General features: G+C 39.1%; 23 protein-coding genes. 3 read left to right on the forward strand and 20 right to left on the reverse strand.

Annotated features, from left to right (window positions below; translation table 11 throughout):
- Positions 1-45 precede the first annotated feature (45 nt).
- The 3 genes from AC13CC_RS01795 to AC13CC_RS01805 all read left to right on the forward strand — a co-directional run bounded on the left by AC13CC_RS01795 (position 46) and on the right by AC13CC_RS01805 (position 3337).
- Positions 46-192 (forward strand): hypothetical protein, encoded by a 147-nt coding sequence (locus tag AC13CC_RS01795; RefSeq protein WP_482876226.1) that lies wholly within the window; start codon positions 46-48, stop codon positions 190-192.
- 234 nt (positions 193-426) lie between these two features.
- Complete coding sequence (gene ltrA / locus AC13CC_RS01800; RefSeq protein WP_482876227.1) at positions 427-1830, forward strand: group II intron reverse transcriptase/maturase; 1404 nt, start codon at positions 427-429, stop codon at positions 1828-1830.
- Positions 1831-2050: 220 nt separating this feature from the next.
- The gene (locus AC13CC_RS01805; protein WP_293164696.1) at positions 2051-3337 is read left to right on the forward strand and encodes a site-specific integrase; all 1287 of its coding nucleotides are present in this window, start codon (positions 2051-2053) and stop codon (positions 3335-3337) included.
- A gap of 26 nt (positions 3338-3363) precedes the next feature.
- Here AC13CC_RS01805 and AC13CC_RS01810 read toward each other — a convergent pair whose 3' ends face one another.
- From AC13CC_RS01810 to AC13CC_RS01905, 20 genes are read right to left on the reverse strand one after another with little or no spacing between them, the layout of a single operon-like run.
- Positions 3364-4578, reverse strand: a complete 1215-nt coding sequence (locus AC13CC_RS01810; RefSeq protein WP_127137422.1) for an MFS transporter — start codon at positions 4576-4578, stop codon at positions 3364-3366.
- On the reverse strand, positions 4579-6681 hold the full coding sequence (locus tag AC13CC_RS01815) for a copper-translocating P-type ATPase (RefSeq protein ID WP_127137421.1): 2103 nt from the start codon (positions 6679-6681) through the stop codon (positions 4579-4581). It lies immediately after the preceding gene.
- A gap of 18 nt (positions 6682-6699) precedes the next feature.
- Positions 6700-6993, reverse strand: coding sequence for a hypothetical protein (locus AC13CC_RS01820; protein WP_009778877.1), 294 nt, complete (start codon positions 6991-6993; stop codon positions 6700-6702).
- 6 nt (positions 6994-6999) lie between these two features.
- Complete coding sequence (locus tag AC13CC_RS01825) at positions 7000-7644, reverse strand: hypothetical protein (protein ID WP_482876228.1); 645 nt, start codon at positions 7642-7644, stop codon at positions 7000-7002.
- A complete protein-coding gene (locus tag AC13CC_RS01830) occupies positions 7641-8534 on the reverse strand; it encodes a ribose-phosphate pyrophosphokinase (protein ID WP_008616396.1) in 894 nt (297 codons plus the stop codon). The genes AC13CC_RS01825 and AC13CC_RS01830 overlap by 4 nt, the downstream gene beginning before the upstream one ends.
- A gap of 10 nt (positions 8535-8544) precedes the next feature.
- Positions 8545-10047, reverse strand: coding sequence for a thymidine phosphorylase family protein (locus AC13CC_RS01835; RefSeq protein ID WP_008616398.1), 1503 nt, complete (start codon positions 10045-10047; stop codon positions 8545-8547).
- 28 nt (positions 10048-10075) lie between these two features.
- The gene (locus tag AC13CC_RS01840; protein ID WP_127137419.1) at positions 10076-11452 is read right to left on the reverse strand and encodes an MBL fold metallo-hydrolase RNA specificity domain-containing protein; all 1377 of its coding nucleotides are present in this window, start codon (positions 11450-11452) and stop codon (positions 10076-10078) included.
- A 14-nt stretch (positions 11453-11466) separates the two neighbouring features.
- Entirely contained in the window at positions 11467-11721 is a 255-nt protein-coding gene (locus tag AC13CC_RS01845; protein ID WP_009778882.1) for a hypothetical protein, read from the reverse strand.
- Positions 11722-11759: 38 nt separating this feature from the next.
- Positions 11760-12602, reverse strand: a complete 843-nt coding sequence (locus AC13CC_RS01850) for an ATP cone domain-containing protein (protein ID WP_127137418.1) — start codon at positions 12600-12602, stop codon at positions 11760-11762.
- On the reverse strand, positions 12599-13435 hold the full coding sequence (locus AC13CC_RS01855) for a universal stress protein (RefSeq protein WP_117159490.1): 837 nt from the start codon (positions 13433-13435) through the stop codon (positions 12599-12601). Before AC13CC_RS01855 ends, AC13CC_RS01850 begins: the two co-directional genes overlap by 4 nt.
- Before the next feature lie 22 nt (positions 13436-13457).
- Positions 13458-14231 (reverse strand): SDR family oxidoreductase, encoded by a 774-nt coding sequence (locus AC13CC_RS01860; protein ID WP_009778885.1) that lies wholly within the window; start codon positions 14229-14231, stop codon positions 13458-13460.
- A 42-nt stretch (positions 14232-14273) separates the two neighbouring features.
- The gene (locus AC13CC_RS01865; RefSeq protein WP_009778886.1) at positions 14274-15263 is read right to left on the reverse strand and encodes a 2-hydroxyacid dehydrogenase; all 990 of its coding nucleotides are present in this window, start codon (positions 15261-15263) and stop codon (positions 14274-14276) included.
- A 10-nt stretch (positions 15264-15273) separates the two neighbouring features.
- Entirely contained in the window at positions 15274-16542 is a 1269-nt protein-coding gene (locus tag AC13CC_RS01870; protein WP_127137417.1) for an MgtC/SapB family protein, read from the reverse strand.
- A 3-nt stretch (positions 16543-16545) separates the two neighbouring features.
- Complete coding sequence (locus AC13CC_RS01875) at positions 16546-17517, reverse strand: ATP-dependent 6-phosphofructokinase (RefSeq protein WP_482876229.1); 972 nt, start codon at positions 17515-17517, stop codon at positions 16546-16548.
- Between the two features lie 2 nt (positions 17518-17519).
- A complete protein-coding gene (locus AC13CC_RS01880) occupies positions 17520-18860 on the reverse strand; it encodes a dicarboxylate/amino acid:cation symporter (RefSeq protein WP_220114877.1) in 1341 nt (446 codons plus the stop codon).
- An 8-nt stretch (positions 18861-18868) separates the two neighbouring features.
- Positions 18869-19930, reverse strand: a complete 1062-nt coding sequence (locus AC13CC_RS01885) for a class I fructose-bisphosphate aldolase (protein ID WP_127137414.1) — start codon at positions 19928-19930, stop codon at positions 18869-18871.
- Positions 19931-19941: 11 nt separating this feature from the next.
- Positions 19942-20955, reverse strand: a complete 1014-nt coding sequence (locus AC13CC_RS01890; protein ID WP_127137413.1) for a type II glyceraldehyde-3-phosphate dehydrogenase — start codon at positions 20953-20955, stop codon at positions 19942-19944.
- 19 nt (positions 20956-20974) lie between these two features.
- Positions 20975-22330, reverse strand: coding sequence for an APC family permease (locus AC13CC_RS01895; protein WP_127137412.1), 1356 nt, complete (start codon positions 22328-22330; stop codon positions 20975-20977).
- Positions 22331-22337: 7 nt separating this feature from the next.
- On the reverse strand, positions 22338-23693 hold the full coding sequence (locus tag AC13CC_RS01900) for an NAD(P)/FAD-dependent oxidoreductase (protein ID WP_127137411.1): 1356 nt from the start codon (positions 23691-23693) through the stop codon (positions 22338-22340).
- Entirely contained in the window at positions 23690-24151 is a 462-nt protein-coding gene (locus tag AC13CC_RS01905) for a universal stress protein (RefSeq protein WP_127137410.1), read from the reverse strand. The genes AC13CC_RS01900 and AC13CC_RS01905 overlap by 4 nt, the downstream gene beginning before the upstream one ends.
- Positions 24152-24161 lie beyond the last annotated feature (10 nt).

A 24161-nucleotide genomic window follows, 5' to 3' on the forward strand; every position in this document is an offset into this window, starting at 1 on the left:
GTGGTGCGCCGTGCATGACGTATTACTAGGCGGTGAAAGTCCGCTATGAGGGTTGATAGCTACCTATCATTAGCCAAGGGCAAGGGTGTCCACCGCGAGGTGGAATCTGAAGGAAGCCGGCGGCAAAGTTCCGGTCCGAGGAACACGAACATCATACAAGGCATACCTGATCTGGATGAGTTTGCCACTTAAAACGAAGTCCTAAAGCTATACGGATATCAGGGTGTAGATGATGCGGATATATGGAATGAAAGTGATATGTCTTACCGCGGGAGGTCTCACGGACACAGATTGAAACAGCGTATGAAACTGTGGTTGAAATAAGATTTACTGTGAGAAGTCAGCCGAGCCCATAGTACCGGAGAAAATCGACTACGCCGGGAAGGGGTGAACCTTAAGAAGTAAGTAGTCAATGACTGTTACCTTATGAAGGGAAGAATGCAGAAAATATCGAAAGATACCTGGCTGCAAAAGGATAGGGCGGAACCCGAAAGCTATGCAGGAGGGCAGACCTACATGAGGATAACTGAAAACAACCTTACTGATGTTACTACTTTAAAAGATGGATTATTAGAACAGATCCTGTCTCCTTTCAACCTTAACCGGGCCTTTAAGAGGGTTCGGAGCAATAAAGGAAAAGGAGGAGTGGACAAGATGGAAGTCGATGCCTTAAAGGTCTATCTTGTTGAAAACAGGGATGATCTATTAGCATCCATCCGGGACGGGAAGTACCGTCCCAATCCAGTCAGACGGGTAGAGATACCTAAAGAGAATGGCAGGAAACGACCATTGGGCATACCCACTGTGGTAGACCGGGTAGTCCAACAAGCCATCACTCAAGTACTCTCTCCTATTTACGAACAACAGTTCTCACCACACAGCTACGGCTTCAGACCCGGAAAGAACGCTCATCAGGCACTGAAGAAATGCATGGACTACATTACCGGCGGGTATACCTATGCCGTCGATATGGACCTACAACAGTTCTTCGACACGGTAAACCACAGCAAACTTGTGGAAGTATTGTCAAGAACGGTAAAGGATGGGCGGGTAATCTCGCTCATTCACAAATATCTTCGTGCCGGAGTGGTCACCGGGAACAAATTTGAAGAAACGAAACTGGGGGTGCCTCAGGGAGGACCACTCAGTCCGCTTCTGGGCAACATCATGCTCCACGAGTTGGACAAGGAACTCCAGAGAAGGGGGCACCGGTTTGTCCGCTACGCGGACGATTGTATTATCCTTTGCAAAAGCAAGCGGAGCGCAGAGAGAACACTACGGAATATCATTCCTTATATCGAGGAAAAGTTATTTCTAAAAGTAAACAAGGAGAAAACCAACATGTCGTATATCAGAAAGACCAAGTTCCTCGGATACAGCTTTTACCAATATAAGGGAAAAGGCAGACTCCGAGTTCATCCATCAAGTATCCAAAAGATGAAACAGCGATTAAAAGAGCTGACCTCGAGGAGCAATGGATGGGGAAATACCAGAAGAAAAGAATTTCTCAATCAGTATGTTAGAGGTTGGGTGAACTATTTCAAAATGGCAGACATGAGAGGTCTTTTGAAGGACATAGATAAGTGGTACCGTCGACGTTTGCGGATGTGTATCTGGAAACAGTGGAAACGCATCCGAACGAAAGGGAGAATGTTAATTAAACTCGGCCTTAACAGGGAACAAGCGTGGCAATATGCTAACACGAGGAAGAAGTACTGGCGAATAGCTAATACCGATATACTTCGATGGACTATTACCAATCAGCGATTATCCAAGGCCGGATATCCCTCGCTACTGGAGTACTATGCTAAAGTAAAACACATAAATTAAGGAACCGCCCAGTACGGAACCGTATGCTGGGTGGTGTGGAAGGTCGGAACGGGAAGTAATCCCGTTCCTCCTATCCGATCCCATCTGAAACCAGGGAGAAAGGTGTCCTATAGGGTGTCCTATTTTAATCGGAATGGATTTCGTATATTGACGTTCATGATTCGATATTTCGTGTGATTTGACTTTCGCTTAACGGATTGTTCCACTAAAAGCGAAACACATGGAAACCTCTAAAACATTCAGTATCAGATTTTGGCTCAAGAAAACGGCCAAAAGGAAAAACGGGCTTGTTCCCATCTATGCCCGGATCAAGGTCGATGGGATTCCCTCGGACCTCAGTATCAAGCGCACCACTTTGGAAGATCATTGGTGTCCTAAATCAAATAGATTGAACCCAAGGGTAAAGGGGGCCAATGGTATCAACAAGTACCTTGATGATGTCTATGCCAAACTTTTGGACTGCCATAGGCAACTGTATTCCGAAGGTATGGTAATCACCTCCAACGCCATTAAACTGCGTTATCTCGGAGAGGATAGGACATTAAGGACTCTTGAAGATATTATCAAGTACCACCGTGACAAGGAAATGCCAAAACTTGAACCCGGCACTTCTAAGAATTATGGGGCAACGGAAACCTACCTAAAACGGTTCGTAAAGAAAAAGTTCAACTCACAGGACATCAGGCTGTCCTTCATCGATTATACCTTCGTTGTTGAATTTGAGAATTTCCTTAGAAATTGTACTCCGATCAATAAGGCTCAGCCACTGACCAACAATGGTATCATGAAGCACATGGAGCGGTTCAAGAAATTGGTGGGCATAGCCTTTAAGTTCAGGTGCATCCCCCAAAACCCCTTCAACCAGTACAACATGAAGTTTGAGGATTACGACAGTGATTTTCTGGAAGAGGCCGAAATTCAACGCTTGGCTTCTGTTGGAATCAGGGATAGCGGCAAGGGCATTGTAAAGGATATTTTTCTTTTTGCATGTTATACAGGTCTCAGCTATATTGAGGTCAAGCTCCTCAAACGGGGCGATATTGTAACGGGTATCGATGGGGAGGAGTGGATCAATGTCAAACGGAAAAAGACCAAGACCCCGGTGAGGGTTCCACTTCTATCCCAGGCCAAGGGGATATTGGATAAGTATTCGGATTTTCCCGATGTCAAAAATGGGCATACCCTTTTACCGGTCTATTCCAATCAAAAAGTAAACAAATACCTAAAGATTATTGCAAGCAATGCCGGAATCAAAAAGCACCTGACCTTTCATGTGGCCAGACACACTTTTGCGACCACTATTACCCTGATGAACAATGTCCCCTTGGAAACGGTATCCAAGCTATTGGGGCATACCAAACTTTCGACGACCCAAAAGTATGCAAGGGTAGTGGAGAAGAAGATAAGCAAGGATATGGCCCAGTTAAAATCTGTTCTGGAAACAAACGAAAAGAAAGAAGTTGTAAATGGCGGGCAGCCTTTGGCCAACCTACGGATCGTCAGATAAATTTAATAGCTTATGTGCTTATTTTCTTATGGTGGATTTTTGAAAAAGAATAAAAAACCAATAACAGCCAAGACAATGCTGCCAGCAATTATAAAAGGGTAGTAAAAACCACCTGCGAGTAACCAAGTCCCTAAAACAGGCCCTAGAATTTGACCAACGCTATTAGTAGAGCTCTGAATAGAAATGTTCCTGCCAGTATTTTGCTTTGATATTAATGAGACCGCAGAAAGTAAATTTGGGGTTACCATAGCACCTCCAGCAGCGAAAACAACGATTAACACATATACCAAGTATTCATTCTTAAAAAAGGGAAAGACAATTAAGGATAATCCAGATATAAACAACCCTAATGCAATTTGTTTCTTTGTGGATAAAAACTTCTCTCCGTAAGTAGCGAACAAAGGTTGTAAAACAGCCATTATTGAACCACATAGCATAAAACCAATACCTATTTGGTTACTGTTAAATCCTAATTCATCTTTCCCATATATTGAAAAGACAGTTTCAAACAGCGTTACTACAAATTGGATGACAAACGACAGACCCAGTAATACGACAAAATATTTGGTAAATGTGAATCGCAAGCTCGCTTTTTGTGTTGTGAACGTATGTACGCGAGTGGTGTTTTTTAACCATTTTGCTACTACAAATAAGACTATAAGTCCTAGAAGAGCGGCAAACAAAAAGGGTACTGAAAATCGGTCTAAATGCAGCAGACCTATCGTATATTTTAAATGAAGGTCAGTTTGAGACAGAAAGCCACCAATGACAGGGCCAAAAATAACACCAGAGCTAATGGCAACACCCGACCAACCCATTATTTTTGTTCTTCGTTTTTCAGAAGTAATGTCGCTCAAATATGCGTTGCTAACTGGAATAACTGATGACGTGAAAATACCACCAAAGATGCGAGCAACATATAGCATCGTCAATGATGTAGCAAGACCGGTAAGTAATTGCATAATTACAAAGCCGATTAGCCCAACAATGATAATGGGTTTACGGCCGTATTTATCGGATAGCCTGCCCCAGAGTACAACGAAAAGAAGCTGGAAGAGCGGATAAATACTGGTCAAAAAACCAATATGAAAGTTAATCGAATCAGTATCTAGGTTATCTCCTAAAGCTAATCTTTCGGTATAGTAGGGAAGGGTTGGCAATAAAATACCATAACCCAACATCACTACAAATAAACTCAACAGGATTAAAGATATCCTGTTGAGTTTTTCTTTTTTGTCCATTTATTTTTTACCGATTTTTCGCTTTAATAATTGCGCATTAATAGCTACTATAATAGTACTTAAGCTCATAAATACCGCACCAACCGCAGGACCTAAAACAAAACCTGAAGAATATAATACACCGGCTGCTAAAGGAATAGCCACGACATTATATCCTGTAGCCCAAATCAAATTCTGAATCATTTTATTGTAGGTGGCTTTCCCAAAGAGAATTAAATTGGCAATATCCTGTGGATTACTGTTGACCAGAATAATATCGGCAGTTTCAGCTGCTACATCTGTACCTGAGCCTACTGCAATTCCTACATCGGCTTTTGCGAGAGCGGGCGCATCATTAACACCATCACCCGTCATAGCTACAAAATCACCTTTGTTCTGTAACTCTTCTACAATTTCAACTTTTTGATGTGGCAATACCTCGGCGTAGTAACCATCCAATCCAAGTTTTTCACTCACAGCCTTAGCGGTTTTTTCATTATCGCCAGTTGCCATTAGAACTTTAATGTTATTCTTTTTAAATATTTTGATTGCCTCGGCAGATTCCGGTCTTATTTCATCAGCAAGCGCAATGTAACCTGCCAGTTTCCCATCAATTAATACAAACACGACAGTTTCAGCGGCATCACTATAAGCGTCTTTTGGGATGTCTATTTTTTCATCTCTTAAATAGCCAGGACTTACTACCTTAACTTCTTTGCCTTCAACATTTGCCTCTACACCCTTACCTGTAATTGCATTAAAGTTTTCAGGTTTTGGAATGGTTATGTTATCTTCTTTTACTTTTTTAATAATCCCAACAGCTATTGGATGTTCAGAACTTTGTTCCAATGCACTTGAAAGTCTTAAAATTTCCTCTGTTGAATAAGTCTCGTTAACAGACTCGATTCGAGTGACACCAAAATCACCTTTGGTTAGTGTTCCTGTTTTATCAAAAAGCAAAGCTGAAATTTTTCTGGACTCTTCAAACGCAGTTCTATTTCGAATAAGCAATCCATTTTGAGCAGATACTGCCGTAGAAATCGCAACCACCAATGGAATAGCAAGCCCTAATGCGTGTGGACAAGCAATAACCATAACGGTAACCATTCTTTCTAAAGCATAGACAAACGGAAAGCCTAAAATCAACCATACTGCTAATGTTCCAAAACCAATAGCCAAAGCGATATAGGTTAACCATTTTGCAGCCCTATCTGAAAGGTTTTGCATCTTGGATTTGGTTTTTTGTGCTTCTTCAACCATTTTGATAACCTTGTTGAGATAGCTATCCTTTCCAGTATGTTCAACTTTTACTTTTAAGGTACTATTGCCATTTACCGAACCACCAATAACCTTATCGTTTTCATCTTTTTTTACAGGTTTAGATTCACCTGTGAGCATAGATTCATTTAGGTAACTGGAACCGTCTACTATTATTCCGTCAGCCGGAACTTTTTCACCTGGTTTTACCAAAATCACATCATCCTTCAGTAAATCTTCGAGAGGGATGTCTTCTATGGTGTCGCCTTTTACCCTATGCGCTTCTGCAGGCATCATACTCACCAACAACTGTAAGGCTTTTGACGCACCTAACACACTTTTCATTTCTATCCAATGGCCAAGCAACATTATGGATATAAGTGTTGATAGTTCCCAGAAAAAGTCTTCACCTCTTAAACCAAAAACGGTAGCAGTACTATAAAAATATGCTACAGAAATTGCCATAGAAATCAAAGTCATCATTCCTGGTGCACCTTTTTTGACTTCAGACCAAAACCCTTTTAAAAATGGCCAACCACCATAAAAATATACAACAGTGGAAAGTGCAAAAAGGATATATGGATTTCCTGGAAGTAAAAATTCATAACCAAAAAATTCCTGAATCATTGGCGAGAAAAACAATATGGGAATGGTAAGCACAAGTGTTACCCAAAACCGTTTTCTAAAGTCTGCAATCATCATTTTATGATGGTCGTGACCCATTTGACCGTGTCCCGGATTGTGACCTGAATGGTCTCCATCTCCATGATTCATTTTAGAATGGTCTGCTTTTTTTTGTTTTTTCTTAGAGTGGTCCATTTTTGAATGGTCCATTTCTTCGTGATTGTGGTGTTCGTGATTTTCCATTATTGTCTTGTTTAAGTGTTATCGTAATTTTTTTCTCATTGCTTCCGATATGTTTTCGGCATAGACGCCATAAGCATCTACTAAAAGACCTTTAAGCTCTTTTTTGGAAGATATTGCATATAAAATGCTGTTATCATCGGTACTGCTCATTCCTTCAAAGCGATATATTTTATCCACTTTAAAATCTTCTGGTCGAATCTCAATTTTCAGGGAAGCACATTCCAGACATTCAGGTTTTAAGTTGAAATCATAAGGGTATTCGTTTGTCTGCAAATCGTTAATAGCTTCTGAAAGGGTGTTATAATTTTTCATTTATTTTTATTTATAAGTCATTGTAAAATAACTGTTGTCTTCTTCGGTAAATTTTTGAAAGGTCAATAGACCTTGTGCATTTAATTTCTCGTTAACAGTATAATTGAGTTGCTTAATGCGAATTCCCAAGGCATAGGCCTTAATGTTAATTTTTGAATTAATATTATTTTCGCTATTATTAAATTTTCGGTCGTAAATTTTTATGGTACTTTTTGAGCCAAAAAAATTCAACAAGCCCGAATCAAAACTCATTTCTAATTCTATATCTTCAAGATTGTCCAAATCATAGAGGTCTTTAAATTTTTTAGAGGTGGTATTAATTTCGGTCTCCTTTGATTTTGGGCTGGAAAACGGGAAAGCCATTACCATTATACTTGCTTCATCAGGCTTGCAACGATAGGTTGTGGTGTATTTATCGGTCAATTTTTTGTCTTTATCAAACAATTCCGTAACTACCTCAATTTCATAGTATCCATTTTTCTTTATTGTTTCACTGGCTTTGAAAGTTTGTTTATTTAAAAAAGAACCATTTTCATCAAAGTTTTCCCGAATAACAACTCTGCCTGAAATCTGCCCAATGAGCATTTCAGTTTGTCCAGTCATTGTGATGCTGAATAAAGTGATTAGTACTATTAAGCCTTGTTTTCTCATATATGGTGCATTAATTTTTTTACCTCTTTTGCCATAATATCACTTAAATCTATTCCATTTGAAGAGTGTGGGATGGTATTACAAGTCACTATTTTTTCTACTCCGGAATCCAATAAATCTTGATAGGCGTTTCCTGAAAAAACGGCGTGAATGCCTACACAAATAGGTGGTTTCATTCCTGCTTTTTTAAGATGTTGTACGGTTTCAATCATTGTTCGGGCTGTGGAAATAATATCATCTACCAAAATGGGTGTAGCATCTTTATATATATCCACATCGGGAACAGAGACTTCTACATCACGGTCACCGTGACGCACCTTTTGTAATACCGTAAATGGTGCTCCTGCATTTTTGGCGACTTCTGATACCCATTGTTCACTTTCAGAATCAGGTCCGATAAGTACCGGGTTTTCGATATTTTCTTTAATCCATTCTGAAATTGCGTCGGCAGCGTGAATCACTTTATTTGGAATTTGATACACTTCTCCCAACGAACTAATTCTGTGCAAGTGAGGGTCAACTGTGGTAATGCTATCGGCGAAACCAGAAATCAATTTTCCGAAGAAACCGGAAGTCACTCCTTCTCCTTCATTAAATACTTTGTCCTGCCGCATATACGCCAAATAGGGTGCTACCAAACAGGTACACATAGCTCCTAATGATTTGGCTGTGTGGCTTAAAAAATATAGTGACAACAGTTTTTCGTCCGGTTCGTGCAAGGTGCATACCAGTACCACACATTTATCTTTAACATCAGACAATATGCGCGTGTATGATTCCCCGTCAGGGAATTTCCTTAATGTGGCTTGACCCACTTCAGCATCCATTTTTGTAGCCATTAGTTCTGTGAGTTCTTCATTTCCGGGAAGACTGAATAATATTGTTTTCATAGTATGTTCTTTAATTTATAGTTATGATGTCGTTATGGTTGTTTTCATATTCCAAGGCATAATTAAGTTCACCTTTGGATTCAGCATATATGGTATAAAGCAGTTGGTTCTCTTCGATTTGTTCTCCCAAATGCACATTTAGAAGAATCCCTGCCGATTTAGATTGTGGTGCTCCAGAAAGCTTGGCAAGTTTTGCAATTTTACGGTTATCAATTCGTTGCAAAACGCCTGACTTTTCAGCTTTAATTTCAATTTTATAAGGTGCTAAAACTGGTTTTGAAAATTGACCTTGCGCCTTACAAATGGCTACGAATTTTTCATATGCTTTTCCAGATTTGAGAATTTTATGTGCGGTTTCCTGTCCCTTTCCTTTTTCTACTTTTCCAGAAAGTTCTAATAGTTCAGTAGCTAAAAGCAATGCTCTTTCTGTTAAGTCTTTAGGTGCATCTTCCTCATTTTTCAAAACTTTTAATATATCTATGGCTTCTAAAGTTGGACCGATACCCCTTCCAACAGGCTGCGTGCCATCCGTAACTACAACTTTTACATTCAACCCAACAGCAGTTCCAACGGTTTCCATATGATTTTTTAGTTTTTCTGCCATTTCGGTACTGCGAACCTTGGCGGTTTCTCCCACGGGAATATCAATGACCACGTGAGTAGAACCAGCTGCTGCCTTTTTAGAGAGTACTGAAGCGATGAGCTGACCTTCGCTATCAATATCCAAGGCTTTTTCAATTTTAATGAGCACATCATCGGCAGGACTTAACTGCGCTGTACCGCCCCAAACAAAACATCCGCCTTCTTTTTCTACTACGGTCTTTATTTCCTCGGAAGAGAGCGTAACATTGGTCAGTACTTCCATTGTATCTGCTGTGCCTGCTGGCGAAGTGATTGCCCGTGAGGATGTTTTTGGCATAGTAAGCCCATACGCGGCAACAATGGCAACTACCAATGGTGTTGTCCTATTGCCAGGCAATCCGCCAATACAATGTTTGTCGACCACGATATCCTTGTTCCAGTTCAGTTGCTTTCCGGAAGCAATCATTGCTTTCGTTAGGTCGGATATTTCATCAATATCCATTCGGTCGCCAGCACAGGCAGTAATAAATGCCGAAAGGTGGATGTTGGAATAATCGCCTTCCACGATATCGGTTATGATGTTGTTATAGGCCTTATAATCCAGTTTTTTGTTATAGATTTTTGCCCTGACGTGGCTTAAGGATTCAATAGGCTCTAAATGGGAAACATATAATGTATCGTTTGGGGAAACATTGAGTTTTTTCGCGGCAGCATCTGATAGTCCGATTTCATTAGGCAACAGAATATCAGAATTCAGGACATTAAGACTTGCTACGATTGATGTATTTGCATTGGATATTCTTATTCGGGTAAGTGCCTCAAACCCTTCTGAAATACAGACGTGGCAATCTTCGCGCATATACACTACATTTTCGTTTTGGGTATAGATTCCGAGATGTTTATATTTTAATATGTTTGAGTGTGTGTCCATATTTTATTGGTTGTTGTGATTTTTCGATTTATTCTATTTCTTCGATGGTGTATAATTGCGGAATTTCTGCATCCCACCCATAGGTTTCCTTGATGCCTTTTTGCAATGCTTCTGCACTCTCTTTTTCACCGTGTACAATGAAAATACGTTCGGGTTTGTTTTTTATCTTATCCATCCAGTCCATAAGTTCTGCGTGGTCTGCGTGTGCCGAAAGCCCTTCAATTTCTACTACTTGCATTTTAAACGGCACCCATTTTCCATATACTTTTAGTTCTTTTTCACCTTCCAATAATTTTCTGCCACGAGTGCCTTCAGCTTGATAGCCTACAAAAAGTAAGGTGTTATTTGGATTTTGTGCCTGTGTTTCAAGATAGTTTAGCATTCTTCCCCCTGTGAGCATTCCGCTTCCTGCAATCACGATTTTTGGTTTGTAATCTGTTCTTAATTCCATTGTTTCACGATAACTGCTAACAACTGTAAAGTGTGAGCACATTTCGTCACATTCGTTGTCTTCCAATCTGTGCCAATCCCGAGTTCTATGAAACAGTTCCAATACGTTGGCACCCATCGGGCTGTCCATAATCATTTGTACTCTGGGGATTTTCTTTTCTTTCAATAATTTCCAAAAGATGAGCATCATTAGCTGGGCACGTTCTACCGAAAAGCTTGGGACAAATAAGCTACCATCTCTGTTGATGGTATCATTTACTAATTTTTCAATATGTGGAAGTGCTTCTATTTCATCGGGATGAAACCTTCCACCATAAGTGGATTCAATGAAAAGCACATCCGCTTTTTTTGGTTTAAGGGGTGGATAGAGCAATAAATCATTGGTTCTACCAATGTCTCCTGAAAAGACAAAACGTTTTCCGTGCACATCCAACTCAATATAGGTTGCACCCAGAATATGTCCGTTGTATTGGAAGCGAGCCCTAATACCATCAAATAACGGAATCCATTGTGATTGTGGAATTCCTTTAAAGTGTGGGATAGTTTTTTCTACATCCTTTAAATCGTATAATGGTTCTGCGGGACTATGTTTGGAATAGCCTTCCTTATTGGCACGTTCGGCTTCTTGCTCCTGTATTTTTGCACTATCATTCAAAATGATTTTTGCAATGTCCAAAGTAGGATTCGTACCATAAATGGGACCATTGAAGCCTTGTTTTACCAATCTGGGTAAATAACCTGTATGGTCCATATGACCGTGGGTAAGCAAAACAGCATCAATATCACCTACATTAACAGGTGGGTACTCCCAGTTTTTAAGGCGTAATTCCTTTAACCCTTGGAAGAGGCCACAGTCTATAAGTATCTTTCTATCTCCTGTATCCACCAAATATTTTGAGCCAGTCACGGTGCCTGCCGCTCCCAAAAAGTGGATGTTTATTTTTTTGTTTTTCATCGTTATAGTATTTATTAATGTCCACCACAACAGGAAGGCGTATTTCCTTTGTCTTGGTTCGATTTGCTCAATTCCGCTATTTCGTTATATAGATTGCGGGAATCCTCTTTTATTACGAGTGCCAACTTCTTTACGGATTTAGGCTCGAAGTGTACCATACCCAATAATATTTCGAGGGCTTCTTCAAGTAGTTTAGAATCATCTTCCAATGCTTGGTAAAATGGCTCTAAATCTATACGGTTCTGTTCTTTCAGTTCTTCTGTTTTCATTTGTCCTATTTATTTAGATTAAAAATTTAAGTAGTGCTCTAATGAATTCCACATAATTCTCTTGAATCTTCGAGAACCTTTTTGTGTCTTGATTTTGGCACTCCTACTTGTTCTAAAATTTTTGGGGTTTCGTGAAGCTCTTTACAGAGTACGATGCCTTCATCTAATAATTTTGTTTTTTCAGCTTTAGTAAGTGTTGTTAAAGCGGTTAAGGGATGTAGCCCAGATTTATCTATTCTGTCCTTGAGACCATTTCCTCTTGGATAATCCCAACTGCTTAAAAGCATTCCAACACATTTCCCGTACTGAATGGCATCGGTTGTGAAACGCGTATTGGTGTACACAGCTCCTTTATGAAGTTTAGCCTCGTGACCTTTTTGGTGTTCCCATTGCTTTTCTACGTCCAAAAACCGTGAATGGATATATAATGGGATTTTTACATTACAAAATCTGCCTTGGTCGCTATGGTATTTGCATTCAATCATATAGTGTTTGTTTTCTTTTTGGGCGATAACATCAACTTCGTGCTGTACACAATTACCTTGAACAATAACTCCCACATTTGTGCTAAAGCCTTCCATCTCTAAAATCTTACCAACAAATTTTTCAAAAGGAAATCCTGATGGCCCTAATTCCATTATCGCTTTTTTTAGCTTGTATTTTGAGGCACTTACACGAGATTTACGCTTAAGCATTTTAAATGCCATCTGATAGATTTTTTTTGTGGTAATTCCATCATAGAGTTGACCTTCGACTTGTTCAACTATTTGCTGAATTAATTCTTCGCTCGCTTGTGAACGCCTTAAGGAATTGATAAGCTTATCTACATCAAAGGCTACCACATCACCTGAATACTTTACTATGTTGATTGGATTTTTCATTTTTTAATATGTATGGTCATTACAGGTAGAGAAGAATGGTTTGTAACACCTTCGGCAATACTTTTTGAAAATAGGCTCAAAAATCCCGTTTTTCCGTGGGTGCTCATTGCAATTAAATCTGCGGGCTGATGTTTTAAAAATGTATTGATGCCTGCCTCTACGGAAGACTCATTATGGACGCTCATTGAGAAGTTCTTCAGATTGGGGAATTTTTCAAGAAATTCCTTTACAGGATTTAAGCCAAGCTCTATGCTATTAAAGTCAGTTTCTGTGTTTACTCGTAACAAATGGATTTTAGCATCGCATTTTTTGGCTATTGACAAGATTTCTTGAAATGGATGCGTGACATCCTCTTCAAAAGAAGAAACAAATAGAATGTCCTTGAAGGGAAACGTTACATCCTCTTCTTTGACAACGATAATGGGTGCATTGGCTTTTCGAACTATTTTTTCAACATTACTACCCGTAATTTCTCTAATGACACCTTTGGTTCCACTGCTGCCGGTAACGATGAAATCGTGATGGAAATGACCAGAATGTTCTAAAATATCTTTCTGTCCCGAATCAAATTGAAGAAAAGTTCGACATTTAAGACCTTCGTGCTCAGCCTTTTTTTCCAGTTCCCGCAATTTTGATTTAACGACTCCAATTTCCTTTAAAGTTTCGGGATACCTTTTTTCTTTTTGTTTATCCAGTTTTACCCAATCAACAGGGGTAGTCATTTGATGTAAAAAGTGTATCTCTGCATCGTATAGTTTGGCTATTTCGATACCAAGATTTGCTGCTTTAGTGCAGTTTTTCGAGAAATCGGTAGGTACGAGTATGTTTTTCATAATTTTAGTTTTATTGTTTTTCTTATTGGGCGGTATAGCCACCATCGATAACCAGTTCGGAACCGGTCATAAATTTGGATTCATCAGAGGCCAGATATACAACTCCGTACCCTATATCGTCAGGTTCTCCCAAATGACCAATTGGATGTAAACTTTCCAATTGTTTTTTGCCTTCTTCTACGTCACCTTGAGCCTTGAGAAAATTCTCTACCATTGGGGTCCAGATATAAGCAGGATGGATAGAATTGATACGGATGCCATAGCCTTGTTTAGCACAATGTAGGGCGGCAGATTTAGTGAAAATGGTAACACCGCCTTTACTTGCGTTATACGCAGGTAAATTGGGGTCACCGATAAGTCCTTCAATGGAAGAGAAGTTAATGATGGAACCACCTTCATCTGTTTTCCTCATACCTTTTATACCATATTTGGTGCCTAAAAAAGTGCCATTTAGGTTTATATCTATAAGGTTTTTCCAATCTTCAAGGGTTACATCTTCAACTGTTCCTCCGAGCCCTATTCCAGCAGAATTTGCTAAAATGTGTAATTTCCCATAAGTTTCAAGGGTAGTTTCAATAACGTTTTTCCATTCATCTTCTTTGGCAACATCTTGTTTAATGAATATGGCCTCACCACCGTCTTCTTTTATTTGTTGAACTACTTTTTTACCACCTTCTTCGTCTATATCGGACACGACTATTTTTGCTCCTTCTCGTGCCAATAGTTTAGCACTTGATTTTCCCAAACCAGATGCTCCTCCTGTGACAATGGCTACTTTATTTTTTACTCGTTTCATAATTTTAAGATTTAAGTGTTACTACTATTTTTTGCTTCTTAATCAAGAAACTTCGTTTCCTGAAACTTTGCCTTTTTCAAAACAATCCAGATTATATATTGTGGTTTCAGCAATATTTGTCAATGCAGTTTCGGTTAAAAAGGCCTGATGACTGGTAATTAAAACATTATTAAAAGTCATTAAGCGTGCAATGACATCGTCTTGCAAAATGTCATCGGAATGGTCTTCAAAGAACAATCCTTCTTCTTCCTCATACACATCTATTCCGAAATACCCAATTTTTTTAGTTTTCAATCCTTCGATAACAGCTTTGGTATCGACCAATCCACCACGACTTGTATTGATAAGCATTACGCCTTGCTTCATTAATGAAATATGTTTTGCATCAATCAAGTGTTTCGTTGAAGACGTTAGTGGTACGTGTAAGCTTATGATATCGGACTGCTTACAAATAGTTTCACAATTGGTATAGATTACATTGTAAAACTTGATTAAATTTTCATCCTCAATGACATCCTGAACAAGTATTTTACAACCAAAACCGTGTAGTATTTTTACCAATACAGACCCAATTTTTCCAGTCCCGATAACGCCGACGGTTTTTCCATTGAGGTCGAAACCGGTAAGACCGTTCAATGAGAAATTCTGGTCACGAACCCTGTTGTGTGCTTTAATCAATTTTCGGTTTAATGCAAGTATGAGCGCCATTGTATGCTCTGCAATGGCATAAGGGGAATAGGCTGGAACACGTGCCACCTTCATATCCAGTTCAGCTGCTTTTGCTAAATCCACGTGATTGAATCCTGCTGAACGCAGAGCAATATATTTTATGCCAAAAGCATTGAATTTTTCAAGAATGTGTGCCGAGGCATCATCGCCCGTAAATAGACTTACTGCTTTAGAACCCGTTGCGAGAATAGCAGTTTCTTGAGTTAAACGACTCTCAAGCAGCTTTAATTGATGCTTGCCATCATTCGCTTTTACGAGATACGGCTCTTCAAACTTATGCGTGCTGAATACTGTTGTTTTCATTTCACTTTTTTTAATTTCCTAACTGTATTAAAATATATACTAACCCTACGATGACAACAGTTCCAAAAATTAGCATCACGAGTTTCCCGGTCTTTTTAGAACCTTTGAAATAGGTAATACCAAGTTTTACAATCATATTGCTTATGGTTGCTGTTATAATGACATTGGTGGCCAGCGTGAGTTTTTCTTCCAATGACCCAAATTTTGCCATACTAATAGTTATTGCATCCGTATCTGCCAATCCTGCAATTAGGGCTGAATAGTATAAACCGCTTTCGCCAAAAAATTGATTTCCATAAAAAACTGCAAACAGGATGACCACATAAATACCACCAAACCCAAGGGCGTTCCAAATATTGAGCGGATTACCCAGATTGATAGCTGTTTTTGTGACATCTGTATTCTTTTTGATGAATAAGAGTGCGCTTATCAAGCAGATAAGGGTAAGAATAGTAAATGGAATGACTAAATTTAAAAGTATGGCACTATTGAAAATATAGGCCAGAATCGCAAGTCTGGGAAACATAATTGCGGAAGCTATAATGATACCCGCAGCATATTCTTTTGAAAGTTCTGGCGATTCCTTACTTCGCGAAGCATATATCCAAGCTACTGCGGTACTTGAAATCAATCCGCCTAAAATAGCAGTGAGCAGAATACCACGTTTAGAACCTACATATTTTACAAGAAAGTAACCAATGAAATTCAGAAATGACACTATCACTATTATCGCTCCAATCTCAAAAGGGTTAAGTAATCCCTCTGGACCATAATCTTGATTTGGTAAGAAAGGCAAAATAAGAAGCGCAATAATTGAAAACTTAATAAAAGCAAAGAGCTCTTCAGAAGTAATATTCTTAATGAATGTATTAAAGGTCGTTTTCAATGATAACAGCGTAACCACGACTACTGCGGTCGCAACTGCTTCCTTATGCAAATGATTGGCAACCATAACACCCAAAATTAGCGTAGCGAACAAGGCCATATTGGTGGTAATACCAGTCATAATATGCTTTTGTACTATGGAAAGATGACTCAAAGACAGAAACAAAAGAAATGCTGCCGCAATGATAATGACCAACCAAGGTGTATAGGTTGGGGAAAGATTTCCCAATATAAAACCAATAATGGCAACAATTGGGAAGGTTCTTATACCTGCAAAGCCTTGTTCTTCCTTCAATTTATCATATTCACGTTCCAGCCCAAGAATAAGGCCAATGCCCAGACTGATGAGCAATCCAAGGATGAAAGGGTTGATATTTTTAAAGGCTTCTATCATTTCTTACTTTCCAAATAATTCTAAAAGTTCATACAATTCATTATCTACTTGATGTTGCTTGACCACCACTTCAAAAGGGGTTAGATGCAATTGATTATTTAAGACTCCTACCATTACATTTTTTTTACCTTGTAAAAGTGTTTTCACAGCCGCCACTCCAAGTCTAATGCCTAACATTCTATCTAAAGCTGACGGATTTCCACCTCGCTGGACGTGCCCAAGCTTCGTAATCCGTAAATCGACATTGGGGTTGACTTCCTTTATTTTTGAAGAAACAAGTTCGGCACCTATTTCATCGCCTTCTGAAACCACGACAAGAAAAGCATCTTCGCTATCGTAATTTTTCACTTTATCTAAAAGGTTAATAAAGTCGGTATCGCTCTCTGGGATGAGTATGGCATCAGCGCCAACCATCAATCCAGAATGAATACCGATGTAACCCGAATCCCTTCCCATTACTTCAACAATGAACACACGGTTATGGGATTCGGCAGTATCCCTTATTTTATCAATATTTTCAATGGCTGTGTTAACTGCGGAATCAAAACCAAGGGTGTAATCCGTACCCGAAATATCGTTATCAATAGTTCCGGGAATCCCTATGAATGGGATATCGCATATCTCTGAAAAAGCAAGTAATCCTTTAAATGTACCATCACCACCAATGGCAATTAAAGCGTCTATTTTGTTTACATTTAGAGTTTGCAAGGCTTTTTTTCGACCTTCCAGTTCGAGAAAACGTTTGCTTCGGGCTGTCTTAAGGATAGTGCCACCCTTTTGGGTCAGTTTTTGTAATTCGTGTGATTTTAATTGAACCAAGTCACCGTCTATCAATCCTTCATATCCTTTTCGAAAGCCGCTTACGTTTATACCATTTACTTCAGCCGTTTTTGTAATGGCGTACAAGGCTGCATTCATCCCTGGACTATCACCTCCAGAGGTAAATACACCTATATGTTTTATAGTACTATCCATAGTTATAAAGCTTCTTTTTTAAGAATTTCAGTATTTTTTATACCATACAACCTATTAAAAACCATACAAGCTGTAAGGTCACCCGTTACGTTTACAGCAGTCCTGAACATTCCCAACAATCTTTCTACACCAATGATAATGATGATGCCTTCGGCTGGAATACCGACACTTCCCAAAACAGAAGCGAGTATCACCACACCACCTCCGGGAATGGCAGGTGTGCCGATTGAAGCAGCAACGATAGTTACAATGACCACAATAATATTGAGCAAACTCATTTCCAGTCCATAGGCTTGGGCTATAAAAAGGGTTGTTATCGTTTGATAGAGTGCAGTACCATCCATATTGACGGTTGCGCCAATGGGAATGATAAAATTGCTAATGGTCTTGTCCACCTTTAGTTTTTCTTCGGCTGTTTGAAGAGAAAGTGGCATCACAGCGGCAGAGCTTGTGGTTGAAAAAGCCAATAGCTGAACATCCCTTATTTTTTTCAGGAAATGCATAGGGTTTGATTTTCCAAGAAGCACAATTAGCCCTAAATAGAAAATCACTAAGAATAACAGACCGAGCAAGACGACACCCACATAGTAGGTGAGGCCAGATAGAGAACTCAAACCAACGCTAGAGGTGAGCTGCGCCATAAGTCCGAAAACAGCAATAGGCACAAGAAGCATTGACCATTTTACTACTGTCATACAGACTTCCTGAATGGCACTTAGAAGCAGCTTCACTGGGCGCAGTAAGGCATTTTCAAGTGATAGCACAGCTACACCAATAATGATTGTGAAAATTACAATGCTTAACATTTCACCACTTACCATAGATGCCAACGGGTTTTCGGGAAGTAAGTTTGAGATGGCATCAGGAATCGTTTCAATTCCGAAGGAAAGCTCTGGATTTTCCGTTGGAACAGCTGTAATTTCATTATGTTCAGCTAGAGCCTGTTGATGTAAAAAGCGACCAGGTCTAAAAAGTTGAGATAGTATGACACCCAAACTTACCGAAACTATCGTAGTACCTAGAAAATATAACAAAACCCCACCACCTAATTTTTTTAGATTGTCCTTATCATTACTTGCTATTCCAGTAATGATGGAAGCCACAATCAACGGAATCATAATCATTTGAACCAGTTTCAGAAACAGGACACCAGGCAATGCCAGCCAATTCCCCGCGATATCTGCTGTTTCTTTAGAAATCCATCCATTTTGTGGGCTCAATAGCAGACCAAATCCAACACCTAAAAACAAGGCAATGATTACTTTAAGCCATAGACGGCTTTCTACCAGTTTAAGGAGGTAGTGGTTAAGTGATTTTAATGATTTTATCTCTGTGTCAAACATTCTGTTGATTATGCTATATTAATTTTATTATCCAGATACACTTCCTGAACGGATTGTAATACTCTTACGCCTTCGCTAAAGGGTTTTTGAAATGCTTTTCTTCCCATTATCAGCCCAGAACCACCAGCCCTTTTATTGATAACGGCAGTTGTTACAGCTTCGGACAAATCTGATTTGCCTTTGGAACCACCACCTGAATTAATCAGCCCTATTTTACCCATATAGCAATTGGCTACTTGCAACCTGCAAAGGTCAATAGGGTGGTCTGTGGTAAGGGTTTTATACATTTCATCATCATATTTTCCAAATCCTATCTCTTTGAAACCAAAATTATTGGTAGGTAATTTTTGTTTGATGATGTCTGCCTGTATCGTTACTCCAATATGATTGGCTTGTCCGGTTACATCGGCCGATGCGTGATAATCTTCTTTATCGGTTTTAAAAGCTTCATTTCGTGTATAGCACCATAAAATGGTAGCCATACCAAGATTATGAGCTTCTTCAAAAGCCTCTGCTATTTCTTTGAGTTGTCTGTTACTTTCCGCTGAACCAAAATAAATCGTAGCTCCTACGGCAATTGCTCCCATATCCCAAGCGGTTTTTACCTTACCAAAGAGTGTTTGGTCATATTTGTTCGGGTAGGTAAGCAGTTCATTGTGGTTAATCTTAACGATAAAAGGGATTTTATGGGCATATTTTCGGGCATTCAAACCCAAAACCCCAAACGTGGAAGCCACCCCATTACAACCGGCCTCAAGGGCGAGTTTTATAATGTTCTCTGGGTCGAAATAATCTGGGTTTTTATAGAATGAAAAGGCCGCGCTATGCTCAATACCTTGGTCAACAGGAAGGATACTTAAATAACCAGTTCCTGCCAGATTTCCGTGATTGTATAATTGGGAAAGGCTACGAAGTACCTGTGAATTTCTGTTGCTATTGCCAAACACCTTGTCTATACTATTTGTGCTTGGTGTTTGTAACTCATCTTTTGTTATTTTTTCACAAACGTGTTCTAAATAGAAGTCTGCTTTTTCTCCTAAAAGTTCTACTATATTCTTGTCTGTTTTCATCTTGATAGTATTTAATGGATTCCTAAACTTTCATTTGTTTTGGCTATGGATTTTGTACCATCTGTTTCAATTCCAGTTAATGCCCTAATAGCATCAATTGTTTCCGGGATTACAATAGCTTGATTATCGACTATATAAGCATAGAAAAGTTCGTCGCCATCTACTTTCAGCATATCTTCCCAAAGAGCAACTTCATACATATCGCCCCAAGGTCTTCCCATATCCAGAAACATTTCCTTAATGGTGTTGTTAGAAACCAAGCCTTGGTCATACCGAATTAGTTTAATACGACTTGAAGTTTTGAAAGCATTTAGCACTTCTTCCTTTGTCGCCTGCTTTTTCAATTTCACATTCCAGTAGTGCATATGGCTCAATGTTTCGGGTACTTTTACCGCTGCGGTGATGACATCCAATTCTGGGTCAACACTTTTAGCATCTGGACCTTGATGGCTTGGGATATCTTTTTCGGGAACCATCGTATTCATAATACCACCTAAATGACTTTCCCAAGGGTCTGTAGCTCTTCTTAAAAGTGTACCTCTGGCATAATCCAATAAATCGGCTCTTTTTAAAGCGGTCAAGGTTCTTAAAATAGACGTAGTATTACACGAAACTACTCTTGTCGCATTCAAGTTTAGAGCGGATTTGTAATTATTTTCTGCACTAAAGGAATGCCCTGTGGTTTCGTGTTTTTCGCCACCGTGCAAAATAAACTTTATATTCTGTTCTTTATAAATCGCTACATTTTGAGCAGCAATCTTTTTAGGCGTACAGTCCACAACAAGGTCTGATTTCTTTAAAAGTTCCTGCATATTGCCTTTAACAGAAATCCCTTCAGATTTCATATTATCAGCTGCATCTTGAGTTGCTGCGTATATGTTGTAATTCTTTCTTACTGCATTTTGAATACGCCAATCGCTGATGATATCGCAAACACCTGAAAGCTTCATATCGTCTTGTAAGTTGATGGCATCGGCCACTCTTTTTCCAATGACTCCGTAACCTATAACTGCTACATTTTTCATATAAATTGTTTTTAATTAATTATGTTTTATTGTTTTTGTCACTTGTATTCTTCATTCCCATCGGCATATTACCTTCATCGTCTGTATGTGAAATCATAAAAAGGCGTTCCGCCACAAGTATTAGAACAATCCCAATTGCCGCGACAATAAGAACCAAAGGATCGTTCAGATATTTTATATAAATAAAGGCCGAGAGTACTGCAACATCCAGTATAATGGCAATCACGGGGATAATTGGTTTAAAATCCACTTCTTTTCTAAGATTGCGGAAAAGCCCCCAATGAATTGCGATATCCATAACGAGGTAAAATATAGCCCCAATGGATGCAATTCTTGTTAAATCAAACAGGATTGTCAATAAAATGGCAAGGGAAACGGTAAATATGAGTGCTGGATTTTTTAAGCTACCAAGTTTGGTTAAAGAAGGCACCTGTTTCATATTGCTGAGCATTGCCAACAAGCGTGAAGAGGAAAAGATACTGGCAATGACCCCAGAAACCGTGGCAATAATGGCAATGCCAATGGTAATCCAGGAACCCCATTCCCCAAAAACAGGTTTTGCGGCGGCTGCAAGGGCATAATCTTTAGCTTCGATTATTTCAGGAATGCTTAAACCTCCCGCAACAGCTAATGCCAAGGCTACATATATCAGTGTGCAGATAAGTATGGAAAACACGATAGACCTACCAAGATTTTTATGCGGGTTTTTAATATCGTCCCCTTGGTTCGTGATAGTGGTAAAGCCTTTATAAGCAAGGATAGATAACGCCAAAGCGGCCACAAATCCGAAGCCTTGTGGTAATGTCTCAGTATTTTTGGGAATATAGTTTCCCGTAATATCGGCAAAACCTGAAATTGCAAGGCCGGCAATAGCTAAAATTGCTATTCCCACTACCTTTATAATAGCGGTAAATGTCGCGGTGGCACCAATAACCTTATTGCCCAGGATGTTCACTATATAAGCAACAACAATTAGCCCAACACCCAGGGTAGAGGCATAACCTGCATAGGACTCGGGAAATAGTCTCAACGTATATGCTCCAAAAGTGCCCGCCACCAGACTTTCGGAAACTACCATTGATACGTACATCAGCAAAGAATAAAACCCTGTTGTTGTTCCAGGTCCATAGGATTTGTTAAGGAATTTAACCACACCTCCAGACGATGGAAAAGCATTTGAAAACTTGACATAGGAATATGAGCTAAAACCCACCACAACAGCACCTGCAATAAATGCAATGGGAAATAGATCACCCACCAACTCTGCTATTTGCCCCATAAGGACAAATATGCCAGCACCAATCATTACGCCTGTACCAAGAGATATGGAACCTAATAAGGAAAGCTTATTATTTTTATCTGTGGTGTTTTTCATTTCAAAATTATTTTTCCCTGTTTTTAATCGAAGATTTCGGTTTAAAGTTTCTAATAATCAGGCGGTTGCTCTTTTCATAAGTGAAATAACTTACCGCCCAATTAAAACCAACCATCAATCTATTTCTAAATCCACTTATGGACATCAAGTGAACAACGGACCACAGCAACCAGGCGAAATAGCCTGCAAATTTAAATTTGCCCAAATCGGCAACTGCCTTGCGTTTACCTACGGTTGCTAAGGAACCTTTATCTTTATATTTGAAAGGTTTTATGGATTTGTTATTTATGATATTTAATATCGAATCGCCCAGGTATTTACCTTGTTGAATAGCGGTCTGTGCTACTTGTGGATGTCCTTTTGGGGTTTCTTTGGAAATGAGTGCTGCGATATCACCTATGGCAAAAATATTTTCGTAGCCTTCTACTTTTAAATTGGCATTGGTTTTAATACGGTTGCCTCTGACTACGTGTTTTCCATCAATACCATTTGGGAATTGTCCTTTTACGCCAGCCGTCCAGATAAGGTTTTTAGCCAATATGGTCTTATCACTTTTGGTAGTGACTTCCTTTCCATCATAATTGCTTACAGCTTCATTTAATAATACCTTTACATTTAAATCCTCTAAATATTTGAGGGTTTTCGAAGATGCTTTATCAGACATTGTACTTAACAACTCATCAATGGCTTCTATTAAATAAATGTTCATAATGGAAGCAGGATACTCTGGATAATCTTTGGGTAGAATGTATTTACAGAATTCAGCCAATGCTCCTGCCATCTCTACACCGGCAGGACCACCACCTACAATTACAAAATTTGTTAGGGCATCCCGTTCATCATCATCACAGGTAATGGCAGCCTGTTCTAAATTTTGCAACATCATATGGCGAATGTTCAGGGAATCTCGGATATCCTTCATTCCCAAGCTGTTTTCTGCTACTTTATCCATCCCAAAAAAATTGGTGGTTGTACCTGAAGCAATTACCAGATAGTCATAGTGAACTTTTCCTTTAGAAGTTATTAATGTGTTTAATGAGGGCTGAATTTCTTCTACTTCGACCAAACGAAATACTACATTTTTGTAACCATTGAATTGTTTTCTAAATGGAAATACTATGCTATCAGGTTCCAACGCACTCGTTGCCACTTGATATAATAAAGGTTGAAATTGATGGAAGTTATTTTTATCGAGTAAAACCACTTGAACTTCTTTGTGTTTCAGTTTTTCAACCAATGCCAAACCTGCAAATCCTCCACCAACGATAACCACACGAGGTAATTTAGTATCTGGAAGACAGATTTCATCTGTTATCTTACAGGTGGATTCCAACGGAATGCTATGTGTTTGCTTTTCTTTCATTTTTTATTTCTATCTCTTGCAATGAGTACTGAACATTTGGCATTTGTGGTCAAATATTGGGATACAGAGCCCAATACTAAGCGTGAAAGTGCACCGTGACCCTGAGAGCCTACTACGATTAAATCTGCACCCCAATCTTCTGCTTTTTCATAAATAGTACTTTTGGGCAGGCCACTAACAACACTTGTGGTTATGGAAAGTGCCTTGTTTTCGGCCTTGATTTTATCGAAAGCTTCTGAAACGATTTTGTTTCCCAATTTTTGAGCGTTACTTCTAATTTCTTCTATGTAATTTCCTATCCTGCCGCCCATAGTATGCAATCCCAGGCCGGTTGTTTTCGGAACTTCATAAACATTTATAATATGAATTTCACTATTTGAGGATAGGGTCATTTTTATAAGTTCGTGAATGGCTACTTTACTGAAATCTGAACCATCTATGGCCAATAATATTTTCATAATTTGAATG

Source organism: Flagellimonas sp. L-11 (genome assembly GCF_056857735.1).